1 protein-coding gene is annotated in these 305 nt (G+C 78.4%); it reads left to right on the top strand.

Features of this window, described 5'->3' with window-relative positions; translation table 11 throughout:
- Nucleotides 1-305, top strand: a 305-nt coding sequence (locus C162_RS36510) for a hypothetical protein (RefSeq protein WP_036702167.1), incomplete at both ends; no start/stop codon positions are given.

The following is a 305-nucleotide window of genomic DNA, read 5'->3' as shown; positions in this document are numbered from 1 at the left end:
GAGCCTCCGCGCCCGCAAGGCCGCCGCCGCTGCTGCGCTGCAGGCGGCCGAGCGCCTGCTGGCGCAGGAGCACGCCAGCGGCGCAGCGGACTTCGCGGGCCTAGCTGCGCGCAGCCCGCGTGAACTGGTGCAGCTCTGGGACGAGCTGCAGCAGGCCGCCGAGCGCTGGCGCGAAGCACAGCTCGGCCCGGAAGGCGGCGCGTCAGCTCCGTGCCGCCAGGACACCGCCGGGGGCAGCCGCCCCGGCGATAACGGGCGCCGGGCGGCACGCTACCGGCGCTTCCTGCAGGCGGGGGCGGCGCCTT

The organism is Paenibacillus sp. FSL R7-269 (genome assembly GCF_000517865.1).
Classification (GTDB): domain Bacteria; phylum Bacillota; class Bacilli; order Paenibacillales; family Paenibacillaceae; genus Paenibacillus_AQ.
The sequence above is the reverse complement of the archived record's forward strand: the minus strand, read 5'-3'. Positions and strand labels throughout refer to the sequence as shown.